This is a genomic window from Nocardia sp. NPDC006044 (assembly GCF_042871115.1).
Taxonomy (GTDB): Bacteria; Actinomycetota; Actinomycetes; order Mycobacteriales; family Mycobacteriaceae; genus Nocardia.
In genome coordinates this window covers 245,172-266,609 of the sequence record NZ_JBIAID010000006.1, presented here as the reverse complement: position 1 = coordinate 266,609, position 21,438 = coordinate 245,172, and the positions used below count along the sequence as shown (strand labels likewise).

General features: G+C 70.0%; 14 protein-coding genes. 7 read left to right on the top strand and 7 right to left on the bottom strand.

Annotated elements, in window-relative coordinates; genetic code table 11:
• Positions 1-378: 378 nt before the first annotated feature.
• Complete coding sequence (locus ACFYO1_RS40565) at positions 379-3,423, top strand: BTAD domain-containing putative transcriptional regulator (RefSeq protein WP_387243876.1); 3,045 nt, start codon at positions 379-381, stop codon at positions 3,421-3,423.
• Between the two features lie 54 nt (positions 3,424-3,477).
• On the opposite strand, the gene ACFYO1_RS40560 is transcribed toward ACFYO1_RS40565, so the two are convergent.
• Positions 3,478-3,969, bottom strand: a complete 492-nt coding sequence (locus ACFYO1_RS40560; protein WP_387243873.1) for an inorganic diphosphatase — start codon at positions 3,967-3,969, stop codon at positions 3,478-3,480.
• Positions 3,970-4,142: 173 nt separating this feature from the next.
• Here ACFYO1_RS40560 and dacB point away from each other — a divergent pair, with 173 nt between their 5' ends.
• The 4 genes from dacB (at position 4,143) to hpt (ending at position 8,616) form a co-directional block, all read left to right on the top strand.
• A complete protein-coding gene (dacB, locus tag ACFYO1_RS40555) occupies positions 4,143-5,582 on the top strand; it encodes a D-alanyl-D-alanine carboxypeptidase/D-alanyl-D-alanine-endopeptidase (protein WP_387244128.1) in 1,440 nt (479 codons plus the stop codon).
• 13 nt (positions 5,583-5,595) lie between these two features.
• On the top strand, positions 5,596-6,726 hold the full coding sequence (locus tag ACFYO1_RS40550; protein WP_387243870.1) for a zinc-dependent metalloprotease: 1,131 nt from the start codon (positions 5,596-5,598) through the stop codon (positions 6,724-6,726).
• A 251-nt stretch (positions 6,727-6,977) separates the two neighbouring features.
• Entirely contained in the window at positions 6,978-7,946 is a 969-nt protein-coding gene (tilS, locus tag ACFYO1_RS40545) for a tRNA lysidine(34) synthetase TilS (protein WP_387243867.1), read from the top strand.
• A gap of 118 nt (positions 7,947-8,064) precedes the next feature.
• Positions 8,065-8,616, top strand: coding sequence for a hypoxanthine phosphoribosyltransferase (hpt, locus tag ACFYO1_RS40540; protein WP_150401002.1), 552 nt, complete (start codon positions 8,065-8,067; stop codon positions 8,614-8,616).
• Here the strand turns inward: hpt and ACFYO1_RS40535 are convergent.
• The 3 genes from ACFYO1_RS40535 to ACFYO1_RS40525 are packed head-to-tail and all read right to left on the bottom strand — an operon-like array spanning position 8,613 to position 14,487.
• Entirely contained in the window at positions 8,613-9,332 is a 720-nt protein-coding gene (locus tag ACFYO1_RS40535) for a cyclase family protein (protein ID WP_387243863.1), read from the bottom strand. The genes hpt and ACFYO1_RS40535 overlap by 4 nt on opposite strands.
• Positions 9,329-11,926, bottom strand: a complete 2,598-nt coding sequence (locus ACFYO1_RS40530) for a serine/threonine-protein kinase (RefSeq protein ID WP_387243860.1) — start codon at positions 11,924-11,926, stop codon at positions 9,329-9,331. The genes ACFYO1_RS40535 and ACFYO1_RS40530 overlap by 4 nt, the downstream gene beginning before the upstream one ends.
• Positions 11,923-14,487 carry a serine/threonine-protein kinase gene (locus ACFYO1_RS40525; protein ID WP_387243857.1) on the bottom strand — a complete coding sequence of 855 codons (2,565 nt, stop codon included), beginning with the start codon at positions 14,485-14,487 and terminating at the stop codon, positions 11,923-11,925. Before ACFYO1_RS40525 ends, ACFYO1_RS40530 begins: the two co-directional genes overlap by 4 nt.
• A gap of 180 nt (positions 14,488-14,667) precedes the next feature.
• On the opposite strand from ACFYO1_RS40525, the gene ACFYO1_RS40520 reads away from it, so the two are divergent.
• Complete coding sequence (locus ACFYO1_RS40520) at positions 14,668-16,146, top strand: amidase (protein ID WP_387243854.1); 1,479 nt, start codon at positions 14,668-14,670, stop codon at positions 16,144-16,146.
• Here the strand turns inward: ACFYO1_RS40520 and ACFYO1_RS40515 are convergent, their stop codons facing one another.
• From ACFYO1_RS40515 to ACFYO1_RS40505, 3 genes are all read right to left on the bottom strand, one after another.
• Complete coding sequence (locus ACFYO1_RS40515) at positions 16,147-17,040, bottom strand: LysR family transcriptional regulator (protein WP_387243851.1); 894 nt, start codon at positions 17,038-17,040, stop codon at positions 16,147-16,149. It lies immediately after the preceding gene.
• 438 nt (positions 17,041-17,478) lie between these two features.
• Positions 17,479-18,312, bottom strand: coding sequence for an SDR family oxidoreductase (locus ACFYO1_RS40510; RefSeq protein ID WP_387243848.1), 834 nt, complete (start codon positions 18,310-18,312; stop codon positions 17,479-17,481).
• Positions 18,309-19,961: an aldehyde dehydrogenase family protein gene (locus ACFYO1_RS40505; protein WP_387243845.1), complete on the bottom strand. Its 1,653-nt coding sequence runs from the start codon at positions 19,959-19,961 to the stop codon at positions 18,309-18,311. The genes ACFYO1_RS40510 and ACFYO1_RS40505 overlap by 4 nt, the downstream gene beginning before the upstream one ends.
• A gap of 158 nt (positions 19,962-20,119) precedes the next feature.
• Here ACFYO1_RS40505 and ACFYO1_RS40500 point away from each other — a divergent pair, with 158 nt between their 5' ends.
• Positions 20,120-21,424 (top strand): PucR family transcriptional regulator, encoded by a 1,305-nt coding sequence (locus ACFYO1_RS40500; protein WP_387243841.1) that lies wholly within the window; start codon positions 20,120-20,122, stop codon positions 21,422-21,424.
• Positions 21,425-21,438 lie beyond the last annotated feature (14 nt).

The window sequence follows — 21,438 nt, the reverse complement described above, 5'->3', positions numbered from 1 at the left end:
ATGCCGCGCGCACCCGAATCCGGAGTATCGCCTGCGGGGGACGCGTGGTGGTGCTAGCACCACCACGCGACGTGATCCGCCGCGCGCCGGTGGCCGCCGCCGGGAGGGCATGCAAACATACGGTGACCGGGATCTGTACATCTGCAACCGATCTCGGCCCGGCGAGGGCGGGCATCATCCGTCCGCTCCCGCGCCCATACCAGCGCCCGATCAGTTGGTTGTCATGAAAACCTCATGAATCCATTGCTTGGATGTCTGAACAGTGACGTCGGATCAGCGATGGCTCATCGGTGACTTCGCCCGGGCCTGGTCGTCGAGACGTCCGACGATTGTCTACGTTCATCGGTGAACGACCGACGGTCAGAGAGAGAGGACCGAATGCTGAAGTTCGCTGTACTCGGCGAGGTGCGTGCGTGGCGCGATGAGCTGGAGCTCGATCTGGGCTCCAAACAGCGCAGAGCCTTGCTGGCGGCCCTGTTGCTGCGCAGCGGACGTTCGGCGACGGTGTCCGAACTCATCGACGGCGTCTGGGGCGAGCATCCGACGCCGAGCGCGATCGGCGCGCTGCGCAACCACATTCTGCACCTGCGCCGCGTGCTGGAGCCGGACCGGCCGACCGGCGCGGCCGCCACGGTGCTGGTCGGCTTCGGCGGCGGCTACGCGCTGCGGCTGGCCCCCGGCGTGGTCGATGTGGAACTGGTCGAGGACATGCTGCTCGACGTCCAGCCGGAGCGGATCGGCACCGAGCCGGCGCGTACGGTCGAGGCGGCGCGCGAACGCCTCGACGCCGCGCTGCGGCTGTGGTCCGGCACGCCGCTGGCCGGGCTGCCCGGTCCGTACGCCGAGCGCCAGCGCACCCAGCTGGTCGAACGGCGAATCGCGTTGCTGGAACAGCGAATCGAGCTGGATCTGCGCCTGGGCCGCTACCCCGAGGTGATCGCGGAACTCACCCCGCTGTGCGGCGAGCACCCGATGCGGGAGCAGATCCGCGGCCTGCTGATGACCGCGCTGTACCACGCCGGCAGGCAGGCCGAGGCGCTCGCCGTGTACGCCGACACCCGCAAGGTGCTGATCGAACGGCTCGGCATCGAGCCCGGTCAGCAACTCGCCGAACTGCACCAGCGCATCCTGCGCGCGGATCTGCGAGCGCCCCGGCGCGATACCGACAACGCGGGGGTCAGTGTGCGCCCGCCGCGGCGCACGGTCGGCCGGGTCGCCCAGCTGCCCGCCGATGTGGTCGACTTCACCGGCCGCGCGGACACGGTCCGGCAGATCAGCGAATGGCTCACCCGGGCAGACGGTTTCGCGGTGCCGGTGTGTGTGATCGCCGGCATGGGCGGGATCGGGAAGAGCGCGCTCGCGGTGCATGTCGGGCATCGGGTGCGCGACCAGTTCCCGGACGGGCAGCTGCACGTCGACATGCGCGGCTTCGCGCAGGCTCGCGGCCCCGCCGGGCACGCGGGCACCCCGGCCGCGGACACCCTCGGCGATTTCCTGCGCGCCCTCGGCATTCCGGAGGGTGAGATCGCGCCGACGCTGGCCGAGCGTTCGGCCCAGTTCCGCAGCTTCCTCGACGGCAAACGGATGCTCGTGGTGCTGGACAACGCCCGCGACGTCGACCAGGTGACCCCGCTGATCCCGGGCACGCCCGGCTCCGCGGTGTTGATCACCAGCCGCTCGTCCATGCCCGAATTACCCTGTGTGGTCGGCATTCTCGGAGTGCGGCTCGATGTACTGGACCGGGTGGAGGCGCGCACGCTGCTCGCCGGGATCGCCGGGCTGCGCCGGGTCGGCACCGAGCCGGCCGCGGTGGACAGCGTGCTGGACGCGTGCGGCGGGCTGCCGCTCGCGGTCCGGATCATCGGCGCGCGGCTGGCCGCCCGGCCCAACTGGAGCGTGGCCAGCCTGGCCGAGCGGCTGGCGGACGAGAAGCAGCGGCTCGGCACGCTGCGCAGCGGCGACCTCGCCGTGGAGGCGGCGTTCCGGCTCAGCTACGACCAGCTCGATTGCGCGCAGGCCAGGGCGTTCCGGATGCTGGCGGTGCCGGAGGTCGCGGAGATCTCCCTGGACGGCGCGGCCGCGATCCTCGGTTCGGATCGGATGCTGGTCGAGGAGCTCTGCGAGTCGCTGGTCGATCTGAACCTGATGGAGACCAGCGCGTCCGGGCGCTACACCTATCACGATCTGCCGCGGTTGTTCGCCCGCGAACTGCACCTCGGCCCGGACGCCGACGAGCCGGTGTCCGGCGCGCTGGCCCGCCTGCTCGACTTCTATCTCGCCACGATGAAAAACCTGATGGCAGTGTGTAATCCGGGATCGCGGTTACCGGAACACCTGGGCTCTACGGTGGCCGAGGGGCTGTCGTTCCGGGACAGCATCGCCGCGCAGTACTGGCTCGACGTCGAGCGGCCGAACCTGATCTCGCTCTACGAACAGACCGCGCGGGTAGGCGGTCCAGCCCTCGGACCCGCCGCCGATATCGCCTGGGCCACCGCGGAATTGATCGACGGTGGCCCGCACTGCCAGGAGCTGTCCCGGGCGCTGGACAAGCTGCTCGGCGCCGCCCTGCGGGCCGGTGACCGCCGGATCGAATGCCGGATCCGGGTGACGCTCGGCGCGATCTACAGCTATTCGCTCGGCACCCTGCGCCAGGGCCGCGATCATCAGCGGGTCGCCCTGTCGCTCACCCCCGATTCGGCCGCCGACGTGCGGCTGATCGCGTTCGCGGCGCAACTGCTCGCCTCCTCGACCAGGATGGGCACCGAGACCGCGGCCTCGCTCGGGCACGCCGAACGCGCGATCCGCCTGGCCCGGCGGGTCGAGGATCCGGCGGTCGAATGCGCCAGCCTGGTGCACATGGCCAAAACCCTCTCCGACGCAGGCAAATTCGCCGAGGCGCAGGACCGGGCGGCCGAGGCGAAGACCCTGGCCGCGAAGATCGGCAACGCCGCACTGGAGGCGATGGCGACCCACGAGCTGGGGGTGAGCCGCGGATTCCAGGGCGACCACACGGAGGCGATCGAGCTGTGCCGCGAGTCGCTGCGGCTGGCCCGGCTCAGCGGGGTGGAGCTGCGCGAAGGCTGGGCGCTGGCGCGGCTGGCGCACGTGCACATGATGGCCGGGCAGCTGGAACAGGCGGAACCGATCGCCGACGCGGCCGTCCGGATGCTCAACCGCGCCATCGGGCCGCTGTCGCGGGCCAGGGTGCTGGTGATGCACGGGCTGATCCTGCAGGCGCTCGGCCGGACCCATCAGGCCTACTGCGTATACCGTTCGGCGGCAGAGGCTTTCGCGCCGATGGAGGACGCGCACTTCACCCACGAACGGCTCGACGGTGAGGTGGAGGCGCCGATTCTCGCGCTGCTCGGCGAGCACCTCGATCAGGTGATCGCCGAACGCAATCAGCGGCGCGTGGCCGGATAGCACACGAAAAGCGGGAAGCCCGAACGGACTTCCCGCTTGTGCGCGCCGTACGGCTCAGTGGCCGCCGTTGTCCTTCAGCCGCTGGATCGAGGCGGTGATCTCCGTCTCCGCCTCGGCGCGGCCGACCCACTCCGAGCCCTTGACGTACTTGCCGGGCTCGAGATCCTTGTAGCGCTCGAAGAAGTGCTTGATCGCGGCCAGCTCGAACTCGGGCACATCCTTCAGGTCCTGGATGTGCTCCCAGCGCGGGTCGCCGGCCGGCACGCACAGCACCTTGTCGTCGCCGCCTGCCTCGTCGACCATCTTGTACATCGCCACCGGGCGTACCTCGATGAGGCAGCCGGGGAACACCGACTCGGGCAGCAGGACCAGCGCGTCCAGCGGGTCCCCGTCCTCGCCGAGGGTGTTCTCGATGTAGCCGTAGTCGGCGGGGTAGACCATGGAGGTGTAGAGGTGCCGGTCGAGCCGGACCCGTCCGGTCTCGTGATCGACCTCGTACTTGTTCCGAGAGCCCTTGGGGATCTCGATGGTGACGTCGAACTCCACGCCATCTCCTTCGGTGCATCTATGAGCATGAGCAGTCACGACTGCCGACTCGCCAGGTTGTTCGGGGGAACGGTTGCGCAACGAGGATAGTGTGGTCGGCGGGGACATGGGTGCGGCAGGCGGCTGCTGCGGAAATCAGTCGAGGAGAGCTGCGGGCTGTGGTTGGTAAGAACATCGGTGGCTTGGCCGCCCGGCGGCGCCGCAACATCTGGATCGGACTCGGCGTGACGCTGGCCGTCGTCCTCGCGGCGGGTGGGGGCGTGCTGCTCACGGTGAAGCCGTGGACCGAGGAATTCCGGCACGGCGGGCTGACCACGGCCGCGCCGCCGGCCCCGGTCCGGCCGTTCCCGCAGGTTGTCCCGGCGCCCTCGAACGCGCCCGCGCCGAGCCCGGCCGGCATCGCCGCCGCGCTCGCGCCGGTCATCGGCAATCCCGATCTGGGCGCGTTCTCCGGACAGGTCACCGACGCCGACAGCGCGACCGTGCTGTGGAGCGGCGACCCGGCCCGGCCGATGATCCCGTCGTCGACCGCGAAGATCCTGACCACGGCCGCCGCGCTGCTCACGCTGCCGGACAACCACCGGCTGACCACCAGGGTGGTGGCCGGGGCCGCGCCGAACGAACTGGTGCTGGTCGGTGGCGGCGATCCGACGCTGACCGCCGAACCGGAGGGCAAGGGCTATTACCCGCACGCCGCGCGGGTGTCCGATCTGGTGACCCAGATCAAGAATTCGGGGCGCGGCGTCGACACCATCGTGGTCGACACCTCCGCCTACACCGGGCCGAGCATGGCCAAGGGCTGGGATCCGGTGGACATCCACGACGGCTCGATCGCGCCGATGGAGTCGGTAATGATCGACGGCGGCCGGTTGCAGCCGCTGGTCGAGTACTCGCCGCGCACCCCGACACCGGCGCTCGACGCGGGGCGCAGGCTGGCCACCGAGCTCGGTCTCGATCCGGCCCGGGTGCGGATCGGCACCGCGGCGCCCGGCGCGGCCCAGGTGGCGATCGTGGAATCGGCGCCGCTGCGCGACCGGCTGCGCGACATGATGGTCTACTCCGACAACATCCTCGCCGAGGCGGTCGGACGGGAGATCTCGGTCGCGAACGGCGGTGAGGCCTCGTTCGCCGGCGCGGTCGACGCGGTGCGCACCGCGCTCGGCAAGGCGGGCTTCGACCTGGCCGGTCTGGACATGCAGGACAACAGCGGCCTGTCGGTGGACGACCGCATTCCGGCCAAGCTGCTCGACCGGGTGGTCGCGACCGCGGCCAAGCCGAACGCGTCGACCGCCGTGCAGCCGGCGAACACCATGGCCAGGCCCGAGAACGACCGCCTCGCATCGACTTTGGCGCCGCTGCTCGACGACCTGCCGATCGCGGGCGCGACCGGGTCGTTGACCAGCCGGTATGTCGAACGCAACCGGCAGGGTGCCGGGTTCGTCCGGGCCAAGACCGGAACTCTGTCGGTGTCCAGCGCGTTGGTCGGGTATGTGCTCGACGCCGATGGGCGGGTGCTGACCTTCGCGTTGATGTCGAACGATCGACCGCCGGAGGTGAGCAGACCGGCATTGGATGCGATCGCAGGCACGCTACGCAACTGTGGATGCTCGTGACGGGTGGTTGACAATGCACGGAGAAAGTTCCGACCCAGCTGATACCGGTACGGGTTCCGTCGTGCCCGCCGGTAACGGGGTGGTCGAGCAGTCCAAGAGCCGTTCGGGGTTCTCCGGTGCCGTCGACTGGAAGCTGGCCGCCAAGACCGGCGCGGCCCTGGTGCCGTCCGGGCCGCGGACCTCGCGCTTCTCGGCCGAGCAGGTGGTCGCCGAATTGGCCGACGCGTCCGTGCGCGCGGAGGGACCGGTCCGCGAGGTGAGCATGCTGCTCGACGACCAGCCGGTGCCCGCCGCCCGCATCGTCGACCGGCCCGGCTGGATCACCGCGGCCGCCGATTCGATGGGCCAGCTGACCGGTACCGGTAGCGATACCGCCGAGCGCGGGCTGCTGCAAGGCAAACCGGCCGGCGTGCAGGCGGGCGCGATGCTCGCCTTCCTGTCCACCGCGATCCTCGGCCAGTACGACCCGTTCACCGGGCCGGACGGCACGCTGCTGCTGGTCGCGCCGAACATCGTGGCGGTGGAACGCGCGCTCGGTGTCTCGCCGAGCGACTTCCGGCTCTGGGTCTGCCTGCACGAGGTGACCCACCGGGTGCAGTTCTCCTCGGCGCCCTGGCTGGCCGACTACATGCGGGCCAATGTCGAGGTGCTCGGCGAGGTCGGCGACGAGCCGCTCAACGAGATGCTGTCCCGATTGCTCGACGAGGTCCGCGATCGCCGCCGCGGCGGTCGTCCCGACGATCCCGCCGCCCGCGGCGTGGTCGGGCTGCTGCGGGCCACCCAGGCGCCGCCGCAGCGCGAGGCGCTGGACCGGTTGCTGATGCTCGGCACGCTGCTGGAAGGGCACGCCGATCATGTGATGGACGCGGTCGGCCCGGCGGTGGTGCCGTCGGTCGAACAGATCCGGTCCGCGTTCGATCAGCGGCGCAAGCGCCCGACCAACCCGTTGCAGCGGATCATGCGGGCGCTGCTCGGGGTAGACGCGAAGGTCGCGCAATACGTCCGCGGCAAGGCGTTCGTGGACGACGTCGTCGGCCGGGTCGGCATGGAACGTTTCAACACCATCTGGACGAACGCCGAAACCCTGCCTCGCACAGACGAAATCGAACGCCCCGAACTCTGGGTCACCCGCGTCCTCGGCTGACCCCGCGCGCTCGTTCGTCGGCCGCGCGGCGTAGGGCCGTCGGCACGGGTGGGTGCACCGCCCCGGTTGTCGGAGACGGCCGTGGCGCTCGCGGTGCGATGCTGCGGCAGAGCGGGCGCGAAGGGCCTCGGTAGGCTGCGGGAATGGGGCGTGCGCCGGGAGGGAGACCTCGGGTCTCCGGACACGGGGGTGAGCTGTCGCCGGGGGGCGGCGGATCATCCGGTCCGCGGCGACTGCCGGAGACGGCCGCCGTGCTCGAAGTGCGCCGCGCGGTGCGGGATTGGGTTGCCGCCTACGCGCCGAACAGCGATGCCGGGACAGCGGTCGCGGTCGCGCTGTCCGGCGGTGCGGATTCGCTGGCGCTCACCGCCGCGGCCGTGGTCGAGGTGGGCGCGGTCGATGCGCTGGTCGTCGACCATCAGTTGCAGGCCGGCTCGGATGTGGTCGCGGCCGATGCCGCGGCGGCCGCGCTGGCACTCGGCTGCCGCTCCGCTCGGGTGCTCCCGGTCGAGGTCGACGGCGACGGCGGGCTGGAGGCGGCGGCGCGGCAGGCTCGATACGCGGCGTTGGACGAGGCGCGCGACGGGCTGCCGGTTCTGCTCGGGCACACCCTCGATGATCAGGCGGAAACCGTATTACTCGGGTTGGCCCGCGGGTCGGGTGGACGGTCCATTCACGGGATGACCGAGTGGGCCGAGCCGTGGGGCCGGCCGTTGCTCGGGGTGCGGCGGACGGTGACCCGGCAGCTGTGCGCGGACGTGGCCGTGCCGCCGCACGAGGACCCGCACAACGCATCACCCGAGTTCACCAGGGTTCGGCTGCGCACCGAGGTGCTGCCGTTGCTGGAGGACGTGCTCGGCGGCGGCGTCGCCGCGGCGCTCGCGCGGACGGCCGGCCAGTTGCGCGAAGACGGAGCGGTGCTCGACGCCCTCGCGGGTGAGCTGCTGCACACCGCGAGTGATGGCGCGACCCTCTCGATCGAGACGCTCGCCACTGCGCCCGCCGCGCTGCGCCGCCGGGCGGTCCGGGCCTGGCTGCTGGCCGGCGGGGCGAAAGCGCTGACCGGCAAGCATTTACACGCGGTCGACGAGCTGATCACCGACTGGCGCGGACAGGGCGGTGTCGCGGTCGGCGGCGGCGGGCCGGGGAGCAGGTTGGTCGCGGCGCGCGAACATGGCAGGCTGACACTGCGGCGCGAGCGTCAGGCCCGGCGGCGGTAGCGAAGCGTGACCACGCAGGGCCGAGGGAACGCCGCCAGTGTTACTGCGTCTGCGCAGCGGCTGATGACACATAATGGATCGGCCGTCCGGGAGCGAAAACCAGAAGGGAACAGCTGACGTGTACGGGGACGACATCGCGTCTGTTCTGATCACCCAGGAAGAGATCGCCGCGAAGACGAAGGAGCTCGCCGAGCTCATCGCCAAGCGCTATCCCGCCGACGCCCCCGAGGGCGACCTGCTGCTGGTCGGAGTGCTCAAGGGTGCGATCTTCTTCATGACCGACCTGGCCAAGGCGTTGTCGATCCCGACCCAGATGGAGTTCATGGCCGTCTCGTCGTACGGGTCGTCCACCTCCTCCTCCGGCGTGGTCCGCATCATGAAGGACCTGGACAAGGACATTGCCGGGCGCAATGTGCTGATCGTCGAGGACATCATCGATTCGGGCCTGACCCTGTCCTGGCTCAAGCGCAACCTGTCCACCCGCAACCCCGCCTCGCTCGAGGTGGTCACGTTGCTGCGGAAGCCGGACGCGCTGCGCACCCACGTCGACGTCGCGCATGTCGGCTTCGACATCCCGAACGAATTCGTCGTCGGCTACGGCCTCGACTACGCCGAGCGCTACCGCGACCTGCCCTACATCGGCACCCTGGACCCGAAGGTCTACTCCTAGCGATCCGGCAGGATGCCGAAAATCGTTGCGGGGGAGCCTGAGGCGCCGCGGTAGAGCGGGCTGCCGACCAGGATCCAGGCGCCGGTCGCGGGGATCGCGGCCAGATTGGCCAGGCATTCCAGGCTGATCCGGTGCTCGCCGTAGAGCAGCCTGGAGACCGCGTACGTCTGGTCGGTGCCCAGGTCGGGACCGAAGGTGTCGATGCCGAGCGCGCCGCGGTGGCCGAGCCGGCCGGTGCGCAGCAGCCACTCGATGGTCTCCACCGCGAAACCCGGTTGATGGTCGGCGGATTCGGCCGTGCCGATGAATTCCGGTGTGCCCCACTTCGCATCCCAGCCGGTCCAGGCGATCACCGCCGCGCCGTTCGGGATGCGGCCGTGCCGTCCCTCCCACAGCTTCAGGTCGGCGACGGTGATCGCGTAATCCCGGTCGCGGGCGCACGGTTCGCGGACATCGATCTTCACCGCGGGCAGCAGCAGATCGTCCAGGTCGAGCTCGTCGGCGGCCAGGCCGTCGGAATGGAAGTGGATCGGTGCGCCCCAATGGGTTCCGGTGTGCTCGCCCTGCTGGATGTAGCGCAGGTAGTAGCCGTCGTTGGCGACCGTCGCGACGATGTCGACGCGGAACTCCGGATCGTCCGGATACAGCGGCGTGGTCGCCGGATCATGCACGTGCGACAGGCTCACCAGCCGCCCGAGCGGGCGCGGCGAGGTCATCGCTTCCGCTGCGGGATGGCCCGCGCGAGCGCCAGCAGGTCGGCCTCTAGCCAGCGGAACAACCGGTAGGTAACCACGAAAGCCAGAATGCCACCCACGCTGAGCAAGCGCACCGGAACGATCACCAACTCCAGATCGCCGGCGTCGACGAAGGTCGCGCCCGCCACCCCGAGCAGCGGCACCGACGCCGCGACGCCGAGGTAGAAGTTGCCGCGCCGGGCCAGGTTTCGCAGCTGGCGCTCGTCGCCCGGCCCGATGCCACCGCGCACCAGCAACTGTGGATAGATCGAGCGGACCGCGTAGACCATGATCGGGAAGAACGGATAGGCGAGCGCGATGGCGGCGCAAACCACCTGTGCCGCAAAGAAATGCAGGAAGGTCCTCGGCGGCAGGTCGACGCCGGTGAAAGCCAGCCCGAGCGGCCAGATCACGCCGGCGGCGAGCCAGAAACCGAAGGGCACCAACACCGCCCAGTCGCCCATCAGCAGGGTGTCGCGGCGGGCCTTGGCCAGCGTGCGCGCGGAATACTCGCGGCCGCGAGCCAGGCGGAAGCCTATGGTCAGCGGCCGGCGGGTGAGGAAGATCAGCAGTACGGCCGCGACCGGGAAGGCGATCAGATTGTTGACCAATCCGACCGTGGCGAACTTGGCCTGGTCGCCGGCCGACATCCGGTCGATGATCAGGGACTGGTTCAGCTGGATGTTGTACCAGCTCGCGAGCATGTTCGGCACGCCGATGCACAGGGCCGCGAACGGGATCAGCCAGCCGCGGGCCCGGTGGGCCAGGCTGGCCGGCGGCGGATCGGCCAGGTTGCGGGCGCGCGCGTCGAGGCAGAGGTCGAGCTGCCCGGCCAGCTCGGCGCCGTTGCGCCAGCGGCGTTTCGGGTCGGCGTGCAGGCAGTCGAGGAGGACTCGGCGCAGCGCTGCCGGGGTGTCCGCGGGCAGCTGGGCGAGCGCGGCTTCCGGTACGCCGGCGCGGCGAACGGCGAGCATGCGCGCATAGGTCTCGGCCGGTGCCTCGCCCGCCGATCGGGCGTCGTCGAACGGGTTTGCGCCCGTGAGCATTTCCCACAGGAATACGCCCAGCGAGTAGATGTCACTGCGGGTGCCCGGCGCGGGCCCGGCCGGGTCGAGGAGCCGGGCCAGCTGCTCCGGCGATCGATACGGCAGCGAATCGGCTTCGAGCTGAGCCGGATTCACCGCGGCCGGGCGCGGACCCGACTCGCTCAACGCGAAATCGGCCAGCTTGGGAATTCCCTCTGCGGTGAACAGCACGTTCGCGGGTTTCAGGTCGTGATGCAGGACCCCCTGGCGCTCCGCGTAATCCAGTGCGTCGGCCAGTCGCCTGCCGACCCAGGCCACCGTCTCCGGCCAGCTGAGCGTGGCGATCTCGGACCGCACGCTCGAATCCGACGGTCGGATCTCGCCTTTCGCCTCCATCGCCGCATCGATGGCCCGCAGCAGCAGCGCGCCGCCGTCGGATTCGGGTCCGGTGCGGCGCTGGTCGAGGACGCCGAGCGCGGTGCCGCCGGGCAGGTACTGCATGTAGACCAGACGCGGCGCGGCGGCACCGAGTAGCGAGTGCCCGAGCCCGGCGGCCGTGCCGCCCGAAACGCGGGCCGGCAGTTCGACTCTGGTAGGTCGCGGGAAGTCCGTGCTGCGGGTGCGTGGGCTGGCGACCGTCTGCTCGAGGGTGCCGTCGGCGTCGAGCGGTCGCGCGACGGTGGTGTCGCCGACGTCGGCCGGCGGGTTGTCGGCGCGCGCGGTGGCGTCGGAATCCACGTCGCGGGGCGCGGCGGCTGTGGCATCGTCCGGGATCGTCCGCTCCATGCTGCGGAAGCCGGCCGGTCGAGGGCGGGACCGCCCCGGTCTTTCGCCGGCGGCACGGACGGTATCGTCTGTCTCCCGGTCGAACGGCTCGTCGAAATCGGCGTCGTCGGCCGGGCCGGTGCTCAGCAGTCGCTGATCGAAGACGCGGACGATGTGCGCGTGATCGAGCTGCGCCATGGTGTGCGGCGCGCTCGCCCGCCCCGCCGAAAAGCGCACCGCGACAAGCCGTTGCATGGACCGCTGCCTGGCCAGGAAGACGCGGCCGAGCACCCCTGTGCCGAGATCGGTGATCAGGTCGAAGTCGTCGATCTGCCGGCCGGGCGCCAGATCGGCCAGTGCGGCAATGGCTTCGGTCGATTCCGCGGTGCCGAAGTCGGCGGTGCTGTCCTCGATGCCGAACGCGGCGAGGCGGTCCCGCACCTCGTCGGCGAGGTCGGGATACTCGGCGACGAACTCCTCGATGGGCAGCGGGGCATGGCGGCGGCGCGCGAGGAACTCTTCGCACAGCAGGTCGGCCAGCTCGGGACTGTGCTCGACCTCCGGAAACTCCTTGCGGTACTCGGCAATCCGCTTACCGAGCCCGGCGGCCATGGCCCACCGCTCGCGCAGATCGATGCGCAGCAGATCGGCCAGCACCGCGAGCCGCACCTGGGCGCCATCGGGCACGTAATCCGCCAGGCGCGGCGGGGTGAACGAGTCGGCCCGCAGGCGGCGGTGCCACTCCGCGGCGAATCGCGCGACGGCATCGGCGCGCGGGGAGCTCACGTGCGGGTCTCCACGGCGGTCTCGGTCTGGTCGAATTCGGACACCGCCGCAACGGTATTCGGTCCGGCCGAGTCCGGCGCGACGACGCGCTCCAGTGCGCGCAGATCGGCCTCGAGCGCACGGAACAGCAGGTAGGAGCCGACGAACGCGAGGATGCCGCCCGCGCACAGCACCCGGACCGCGAAGATCACCAACGGAATATCGGTCGGCGGCAGGAAGGTCACGCCCGCCACCGCGAGCAGCGGCACCGACGCCGCGACCGCCAGGTATCCGTTGCACCGCCGGTCCAGGCCGCGCAACCAGACCGCGTCCTCGGGACTGATGTCGCCGTGCCGCAGGAACAGCGGATAGATGCAGCGCACCATGTAAAACGTCAGCAGGAAGAACGGATACGCCACCGCGATCGCCCCGCACACCACCAGGGACGCGAGGAAGTGCACGATCGCCCGCGCGGGCAGGTCGCCGGTCACCAATTGCAAGGTGAGGGGGAAAGTAATACCGGATAGCACCCACAGCGAAAACGCAACGGCCACAGCGCGATCCCCGAGCAGCAGCGCGTCGCGCCGGGCATGGCGCAGCGTCTCCGGGTCGTATCGCCGCCCCTTGCGCAGCCCGCGCGGCACCGTCAGCAGCGACCGCGACATGTACACCACGATCGCGATGCCCGCCGGGAAGAACACCGCGTTCACCACTCCGGTGATCACCACGAAGCTGTGCTGGGCGTCCTCGTTCAGCCTGCTGATGATCAGGTGCTGGTTGTGCTGGATGTTGTACAGCGAGGCAAGCACATTCGGCAGTCCGACCGACAGCAGCGTGACCAGCACCAGCCACGGCCGCAGGCGCAGCCGCCAACTGGCCGGCGCGGGATCGACGAGCTCGCGGGCGCGCGGGTCCAGGCACAGCTCCAACTGCCTGGCCAGCACCGAGCCGTTCGCCCACCGGTTCGCCCGCTCCGGCGCCAGGCAGCTCAGCAGCACCCGGCGCAGCGCCGCCGGGCAATCGGCCGGAACCCGTTCCAGCGCCGCGGCATCCACGCCGGAGCTGCGCCGCTCCAGCATGGCCTCCAGGGTGGTGTCGTCACCGTGGTCGTCGGCGCCGGCGGTGCTGTCGTCGAACGGTTTGGCCCCGGTGAGCAGTTCCCACAGCACGACCCCGAGCGAATAGATATCGGCGCGGGTGTCCAGATCGGCGGCGCTGCGGCCGAATCCGGGATGACAGGCCTCCAGCTGCTCCGGCGACATGTACGCCAGCGAGCCGCCGAAATAGGACACCGGACTGGTGCCCTCGACATTGCGGCTGAAGCTGATGTTGAAGTCGGCCAGCTTCGGCACCGCCTCGGCGGTCAGCAGCACGTTGGCCGGCTTCACGTCGCGGTGCAGCACGCCGTGCGCCGACGCGTAGTCCAGCGCCTCGGCCAGCCTGCGGCCCAGCCAGGCCACGGTTTCCGGCCAGCTGAGCGCGGCGATCTCGGCGCGCACGCTGGAATCCGTCGGCCGGATCTCGCCCTTCTCCTCCATCGCCGCGTCGACGGCGTCGAGCAGCAGCTGGCCGCTGCGTTCGGCGGGCGGGGTGGCGCGCACCCAGCGCAGCACGCCGAGCAGCGTGCCGCCGGGCAGGAACTGCATGTAGAGCAGCCGCAGCCGGCGCGCGGCCGCGGCGCCGTCGTCGAGCACGCGCTGGTCGAAGACTCGCACGATGTAGTCGTGGTCGAGCTGGGCCAGGGTCTGCGGTTCGGTGCCGTGGTCGGTGGAGATCTTGACCGCGACGAGCCGTTGCAGCGAGCGCTGCCGGGCCAGGAAGACGCGCGCGAAGGCGCCGCTGCCCAGGCCGGTGAGCAGATCGAAATCATCGATCCGCTGGCCGATTTCGATGCGGTCGAGCGCGTCGAGGCGGCCCGGCCCGGTGCCGATCGTGGTGGGAATGGCTGTCGCCGTTCCCGTCAGATCGGTTGTGGTCGCTCGGGTCACTTCTGCACTACGAGTCGACTCGGCGGTTTGGTTCAATTCGTTATCCACGAAGGCCGCTCTGGTGCGCGCGAGCGCGGTCAGCGTGGAATCCTCGAGCGCCGCCCTGCGGGTGCTCTGATCGACATCGTCGGCGTTCAGCAGTGCGCGCAGTTCGCTCGCCTGATGTGGATATTCACGCAGACATTCGCGCGGATCGACGCGTTCGCCGCTGTGCCTGCGGATGACGAACTCCTCGTACACCAGCCCGGCGGGGATACTTCCCGGCTGAAGTTCGGGAAACTCGGCGCAGTATTCGGCGAGCCGTTTCCGGGTGTCCTGGCCCGCCGGGTGCGCGCCGAGCACGGTCCGGCGCAGCCAGCGATGGCGCAGGTCGACGCGGATCAACTCGAGCAGCGCCTCGGTGCGCAGGGTGTGCGCGTCGGGCAGGAACTCGGCGATCTCGGGCGGGCCCGCGGATTCGCCGGCGGCGTCTTCCCAGGCGGCGGAGAAGGCGGCGACAACGCTGAATTCGGCCCGCGGCGGGTGGTGGCCGAAACCAGCACTCGGGTCGAAACTCGTGGTGGATTCGGAACTTCTATCGGAGTCGGCACTCATTCTCGGACCTAGTGGCTTCGGCGGATACCCAAGAATCCGCACTGGTCGGTCGGTGGATGTCGCGGAGAATTTCCGCCACACCCGACGCCATCGTCCCCCGAGCAGTATTCGGAATGATAACTTGCGGCTTGAGAGCGATCACCCGAATTCGACAACGATGCGACGGGGGACGACCAGCACATGCAGATCAAGGCCACGGTGGTGGCGGACGCGGAGATAGTCGTCGCGCCACCTGTTCGATCGAACACCGAAGCGAGTGCGCCCGCTCAAGATAGTCCGCTGGGCGCGAACGACCAAATCCCCGCCGATTCCGCCGACAAGGACAGTGCGCGCGGTCCCGCCGCGACCATCGCGGCGGGCGTGCGCGAGGGTTCGCTGACCGCGACGGAGGTGGTCGAGACGACCATGGCCCGGATCGTGGCCGAGCACCGGAACACCAACGCGTTCAGCGTCATTCGTACCGAGAAGGCCAGAGCCGAGGCGGCCGCGCTGGAGCAGCGCGATCTCGACGTGCTGCCACTGGCCGGGGTGCCGATCGCGATCAAGCACAACATCGCGGTGGCGGGCGAGACCATGCGCTCCGGCTCGGCGGCCACCGACGCCCGCCCGGTCGCCGACGATCACCCGGTGGTGCGCAGGTTGCGCGCCGCGGGCGCGGTGGTTGTCGGCCTCACCACGGTGCCGGAACTCGGGCTGTGGGGGACCACCGATACGCCCGAGCGGATCACCGGCAATCCGTGGAATGTCGCGCGCAGCGCGGGTGGCTCGTCCGGTGGCGCGGCCGCGGCGGTCGCCGCCGGGCTGGTGCCGATCGCGCACGGCAACGACGGGCTCGGTTCGATCCGGGTGCCCGCGGCCTGCTGCGGGGTGTACGGCATCAAGCCGGGTCGCTACACGGTGCCCGCGGAGATCGGCGTCGACTCGTGGTCGGGCATGCTCGAAAACGGTGTGCTCGCAACGACAGTCGGCGACGCGGCGCTCGCGCTATCGGTGCTGGCCGCCCGGCCGGACCTAGCCGAGGTGGAGCCGCCCGGCCGACTACGCATCGGCCTAGCCGTGGCTTCGCCGCTCCGCTGTTTCCCGGTCGACCGGCACTGGACCAATGCCGCGCGCACCGCGGCCTCGGTCGCCGCCGCGGCAGGTCATCTGGTCGAGCCGACCGCCTTGCCCTACGGCGACGCGATGTTGTGGATCTGCTTGCGCTGGCTGGCCGTTGGCGCCCGGGACGCCGCCGCGCTACCGCACCCCGACCGCCTGCAACCGCGCACCCGCCGCCACCTCGCGCTCGGCCGCCTGGTGCAGCGACTACGCCTGGTGCGACCGGCCCAGATCGATCGGGTCGAGGCACGCCTGCTCGAATACTTCGAACGCTTCGACGTGGTGATCACCCCCACGCTCGCCTGCCCGCCGCCCAAGGCGCGGGCCTGGCATCACCGGGGCTGGTTGGCGAATGTGCTTGCCACCGCCCGGTTTTCCCCGTTCACCCCGCTGTGGAACCTGGTCGGCTGGCCCGCCGCGTCCATCCCGATGGGCATGCATCCCGATGTCGGGACGCCGGTGGCGGCGCAGCTCGCCGGTCCGCCGGGGAGTGAATCCAGCCTGCTGCGGTTGTCCGCGCAACTGGAAACCCTGCACCCGTGGCGGCGCACCATCAACTGATCAGGCGCTGATGGCGGGTTGCGGCTGCTGCTCGGCGAATCCGCCGTTCACCGCGCGCCCGGCGAATTCGAGGATGGTCGGGCGCTGGTCGTCGGCCCGCCACGCGACGGCCAGTTCGCACGGCGCGAGGCCGGCCACCGGTCGCGCGGTGAGACCGGGCCAGCGGTACATCGGCACATTGTTCTCGGCGAGCAGGCAGACACCGAGGCCGAGGCTGACCGCCTCCAGTTTGTCCTCGGGGGTCGCCGCCTCGGCGCCGATCTTCGGCTGGCGGCCGTTGCGCGCGTCGTTGCCGAGCCAGAAGTCGCGCACCGCACCGGCTTCGGTGGGCAGCGCGATGAACGGCTCGTCCAGCAGGTCGGCGAACTCGATGATCTCCCGATCGGCCAGCGGATGGTTCTCCGGCAGCAGCACCCAGCGCGGCTCGGTGCGCAGCACCTGCCAGCGGTAGCGGTTCGGGTCGGGCAGCGGCAGCCACACCAGCGACAGGTCCGCCTGCCGGCCGGACAGGCCGCTGGACGGGTCGGTCCACGAGGCCGCGTGCAGCGCGAGCCGGTGACCGCTCGCGCTTTCCAGATCGTTCAACAACCCACGGCCGAGCGCGGATTGGATGCCGACGCGCAGCACCTCGCCCGCCTCCTGCAGGGAGACGTTGGTGACCTCCCACAGCTCCAGGATCTTGCGGGCGCCCTCGAGCAGTTCCTTGCCAGCCACGGTCAGGGCGACGCTGCGCTGGTTGCGGTCGAACAGGACCACGTCGAGCTGGCGTTCCAGCTGCCGGATCTGACGCGACAGGGTGGGTTGAGCGATGTGCAGCCGTTGAGCGGCGTTGGTGAAGTGCAGTTCCTCAGCGACGGCGACGAAATACCGCAGGTCGCGCAAATGCGGGTCCATAGCCCCTTGCTATCAGAATCAGTCCTGAATTTCCAGCCTTATCAGGCCAGAAAGTTCGGATACGGGTACCAAAACGTTCTACAGGTTTGTTAGGGACAGCATATTGCTTGTGATGGTGGGATGCACCATCGACTCCGCGAATCTTCGGCATGCGACCGCCGCTCGGGGCGGCCTGGTTGACTTGGGCGCTTGACCAGCAATGATGCTCGCCGGCGAGCGTTAAGCCGCGCTGAAATCGGCGGCATCTTCGATTGCCGGTCGTCCGCTGGAGGGCCGCTTATGGTCGACCTGCGGTCATTTCCCGATGGAATAGTGATTTTCGTCACAATTTGGTTTGTATTGCTGTTTGGATCGCTTCCCGGCTACTCACGGGTCACGCAAAAGGGCGCTGCGGCCGGGACGAATCCCCGACCGCAGCGCCCGCCGTGCGACACCGATCTAGACGCTGCGCGCCCGATCCTCGTACGCCTTGCGCTTGTCCACGTCGACGTCGTCGAGGAACGCGTGGCCCGCGCCGAGCGCCCTCGCGATGCCGTCGCCGACCACATCCGGCAGCAGCCCGACCACCTGCGAGATGATCCCCGCGACCGCGGTCACCCTGACCTTCGACTTCGGCGCGACGATCAGCCCGACGATCGCGTCCGCGATCTCCTCCGGCTCGGCCGGGCGCAGCAGTTTCGGCGCGGTGACGCCGGCACCGAGTTCGGTGTTGGTCAGCGTGGGCAGCACCGAGGAGAACCGCACGCCGGAATCGCGGTACTCCTCGCGCAGCGTGTCGGTGAAGCCGAGCACCGCGTGCTTGCTCGCGTTGTAGGTAGCCAGGCCGGGGATGTGCGTCTCGCCGGCCAGCGAGGCGATGTTGATGACGTGCCCGCGCTTGCGCGGCAGCATCCGGGCCAGGCCGAGCTTGGAGCCGAGAATTACACCGTAGACATTGATGTCGAGGATGCGCCGGGTGATCTGATCCGGCTCGTCGACCAGCTTGCCGGTCGGCATGATGCCCGCGTTGTTGACCAGCACGTCGATCGGGCCGACCGTGCGCTCGACCTCGTCGAGGAAGCTCTCGAACGAGGCCGCGTCGGTGACGTCGAGCTTGCCGTAGAGCTCGAAGCCGCGGGCGGTACCGGACTCCTTGACCGTGGCCTCGTCGATGTCGCCGATGGCGATCTTCGCGCCGAGCGCGTGCAGCGCGGTGGCGGTAGCCAGGCCGATGCCGCGGGCGCCGCCGGTGATGACGACGACCTTGCCGCGAATCGTCGAAGTGTCCGTCATTTGTTGTCTCCCTTGAGTTTCAAAACGGCGGGCAGGTCGATGCGGCGCAGGCCGCGGGCGCCGGCGGCGCGCATGGCGCCGAGCGCGAAGAGCAGCTTCGGCATCGAGTACGGGTACCAGAACAGCTCCTTGTCCTGGGTCGGCAGCATCGGCGCGGTAATCGCCTGCTGCCTGCAGTACTTGCGCACACCGTTCGCGCCGCCCCAGCGCGCGCCGACGCCGGACTGGCCCCAGCCGCCCATCGGCAGCGCGAAGTTGAACAGGTTGCTGAAGACGTCGTTGATGTTCACCGCGCCCGCGTTCAGCTGCCGGGCGACCCGCTCGCCGCGGTCCTTGTCGCCGGTCCACACCGATGCGGACAAGCCGTAGATCGAATCATTGGCCAGCCGAACGGCTTCCGCCTCGTCGGCCACCTTCATCACCGGCAGCGTCGGCCCGAAGGTCTCCTCGGTTATGCAGGACATGGTGTGGTCGACGTCGACCAGCACGGTCGGCTCGAACGCGGTGCCGAACCCGGCCCGCTTGCCGCCGGTGAGCACCCGCGCCCCGGCCGCGACGGCCTCGTCGACGTGCCGCTGCACGATGCCGGTCTGGTTCTCGTTGGCCAGCGCGCCGACATCGTGCTTGGACTCGCGGCCGTCGATGCCCTGACGCAACGCCTTGACGTTCGCGGTCAGCTTGGCCACGAACTCGTCGTAGACCGGCGCCTCGACGTAGACCCGCTCCACCGAGATGCACACCTGGCCGGAGTTGAACATGCCGCCGAACGCGATGCCGTGCGCGGCCCGGTCCAGATCGGCGTCGGCCAGCACGATGGCCGGATCCTTGCCGCCGAGTTCCAGGCTGTACGGGACCATCCGCTCGGCGCAGGCCACGGCGATCTTGCGGCCGGTCGCGGTCGAGCCGGTGAACTGGATGTAGTCGGCGTGTTCGACCACCGCGCCGCCGGTCGCGCCCGCGCCGGTGACCACGGCGAACACCGGCGGAGCGCCGATCTCGGCCCAGCCCCTTGCCATTTCGAGCGCGGACAGCGGGGTCACCTCGGACGGCTTCAGCAGCACCGCGGCGCCGGCGGCCAGCGCGGGGATCACGTCCAGCGCGGGCATGGCCAGCGGGAAGTTCCACGGGGTGATCACGCCGACTACCGGGTACGGCCGGTACGCCGTGGTCAGCTTCTTCACCCGGGCGAGCGGGCTGTGCGGGGACGGGTGGTCGTCGGCGAGGAACTTGGCGGCGCGGCGGGCGTAGTAACCGACCAGGTCGGTCGCGAAGGCGGGATCGATGAGCGAGTCGACCCGCGGCTTCCCGGTCTCGGACTGCACCACGTCGGCCAGGGTGTCGGTGTTGTCGATCAGCCAGTCCTGGAACTTCAGCAGCCATTCCTTGCGTCCGTCCGGGCCGATGGCCTCCCACTCCGGCTGGAACAGCCGCAGTTCGCGGACCTTGGCGGCGACCTCGTCCGGGCCGGCCACGGGCACCGTGCCGACCAGCGTGCCGGTGGCGGGGTTGCGCACCTCGAGCACCGCGGGGGCGTCGGCGACCAGCTCCTGGCCGGCCGGCGTGGCGACTGGTGCGCTTGCCTTCTTCGCGGCCGTCTTCCGTGCGGGTGCCTTCTTTGCCGCGGCGGGCGCCGGGTCGGTATTGGTCACGCTGTTCTCCCACTGACGTTGTGCTGTGAACCGCATGGCTGACTGTTGTGAATCAGACCACTGAACTATGATCGTGACACAATGACCTGCGACTTTCTTGGCTCTTCAGGTCAACGGATTCGCCCTATTTTGTTCTCGAAGTACAAAACGGAGGAGCTGTGCGGGCTGCACCACCGGAACGGATCGGACCCGGCAGCGAAGTGGTCCGCGACTGGCTGGCCGAGTACGTCTACGAGACCATGCGCACCGAGCAGCTCGAGCAGATCGTGGACCGGCTCGACAACGCGATCATCGCCCGCGTCCCGGAGCTCGCCGACCGGGACATGCGCCGCGACCTGGCCGCCAGCACCCGTGCGCACGCGCGGGTGATGCTCAGCGGAATCACCAGCGACACCTTCGAATACGCGCTGCCCGAAGAGGCGCACGCGTTCGCGCGGACCATCGCCCGGCGCGGCTTCGAGTTGCGCCTGCTGTTGCGGACCTATCACGTCGGCATGGAGGCCGTGCTCGACTACATGACCGACACCATCGACCAGCGCCCCGCCCCACAGGAAATCGAGCGGGCGGTGATGCTGCGGCTGTTCGAGCGGGCGACGAAATGGGTCAGCCTGTCGGTCGAATTGCTCACCGACACCTACATGCAGGAACGGGAGCGGGTGCTGCGGGCCGCGCTGAACCGGCGCACCGAGACGATTCGCGCGCTGCTGGCCGGGGACGAACTCGACCTGGACCAGGCCTCGGCGCGGCTCGGCTACCGGCTCGGCCAGCGGCACCTCGCGTTCGTGCTGTGGACCGACGAGAGCGAATCCGGCGGCGGCGACGGCGAGGTGATCGGCCAGCTCGAGCGGGTCGCGACCCGGGTGGCGGCCGAACTCGGCACCGGCAGGCTGCTCACCGTCGCGTCCGGGTCGAGCGGCATGTGGGCGTGGGCCGGGCTGGACGATCTGCCGAGTGCCGACGTGACCCGGATCGAGCAGGAGTCCGGCGCGTTGGCACGGATCACCGCGGGGCTGGTCGAATCACCGGTCCGGATCGCCTTCGGCGTGCCCGCCGGACAGGTCGGCGGATTCCGGCAGAGCCATCGCGAGGCGGTCGCGGCGCGGCACGTGGCCGAACGCGGTGCGGCCACGACGACGCGGGTCATCGGCTATCGCGAGGTGGAGATCGCCTACCTGGCCGGCGCGGACGACGCGGCCATGCGCGGCCTGATCGGCCGGGAATTGCGCACACTGTCCGGCTCGGACCCGAACGCGGCGCGGTTGCGCGAGACGTTGCACGCCTATCTGAAGAGCCATCGCAGCCCGGAGGCCACGGCCAAACTGCTTGGGGTGCACAAGAACACGGTGCGCTACCGGATCCAGCGAATCGAGGAACTGCTCGGTCATCCGATCGAGCAGCGCAGCCTGCCGCTGGAGGTCGCGCTGGCCTGCGTCGCCGCCTACGGGGTGGACGCGCTGCCCTGAACCGGCGCGCGAGC

Bases quoted from the DNA above. Each gene is read 5' to 3' on its own strand.
- ACFYO1_RS40565 (WP_387243876.1), top strand. From the start codon at position 379: ATGCTGAAGTTCGCTGTACTCGGCGAGGTGCGTGCGTGGCGCGATGAG.
- ACFYO1_RS40515 (WP_387243851.1), bottom strand. From the start codon at position 17,040: ATGGACCCGCATTTGCGCGACCTGCGGTATTTCGTCGCCGTCGCTGAG.
- ACFYO1_RS40535 (WP_387243863.1), bottom strand. From the start codon at position 9,332: ATGACCTCGCCGCGCCCGCTCGGGCGGCTGGTGAGCCTGTCGCACGTG.
- ACFYO1_RS40525 (WP_387243857.1), bottom strand. From the start codon at position 14,487: ATGAGTGCCGACTCCGATAGAAGTTCCGAATCCACCACGAGTTTCGAC.
- ACFYO1_RS40520 (WP_387243854.1), top strand. From the start codon at position 14,668: ATGCAGATCAAGGCCACGGTGGTGGCGGACGCGGAGATAGTCGTCGCG.
- ACFYO1_RS40550 (WP_387243870.1), top strand. From the start codon at position 5,596: ATGCACGGAGAAAGTTCCGACCCAGCTGATACCGGTACGGGTTCCGTC.
- ACFYO1_RS40510 (WP_387243848.1), bottom strand. From the start codon at position 18,312: ATGACGGACACTTCGACGATTCGCGGCAAGGTCGTCGTCATCACCGGC.